The sequence below is a fragment of the Rhodosalinus sp. FB01 genome (assembly GCF_041365715.1).
Lineage (GTDB): Bacteria > Pseudomonadota > Alphaproteobacteria > Rhodobacterales > Rhodobacteraceae > Rhodosalinus.
In genome coordinates this window covers 1-345 of sequence record NZ_JBGFSH010000104.1, presented here as the reverse complement: position 1 = coordinate 345, position 345 = coordinate 1, and the positions used below count along the sequence as shown (strand labels likewise).

The 345-nt window shown below is 71.9% G+C and carries 1 protein-coding gene; it reads right to left on the bottom strand.

The window, feature by feature from the left end:
- Positions 1 to 345 (bottom strand): radical SAM protein (locus AB6A65_RS16795; RefSeq protein ID WP_371039519.1); only part of this gene is annotated, 345 nt, incomplete at both ends.

Sequence of the window (345 nt, the reverse complement as noted above, 5' to 3'; positions counted from 1 at the left end):
GCACCAGATCGCCGAGCGGCGGACGGCCGGGCAGATCGGCGCCCCAGCTCGTCAGGTCCACGCCGGTGAGCACCACCTCGTTGTAGCCCGCGTCGCGCAGGCGGCGGATCTGGTCCACCACGACGCCCGCGGGCACCGAGCGGGAATTGCCGCGGCCGTAGGGGATGATGCAGAAGGTGCAGCGGTGGTCGCAGCCGTTCTGGATCTGGACGTGCGCGCGCGCGCGGGTGCCGAAGCCGTCGATCAGGTGATGGGCGGTTTCGCGCACCGACATGATGTCGTCCACCTGCACGCGCTCGGTGTCCGGCGTGCCGGCGAGCGCCCCCCAGGTTTCCGGGCGCATCT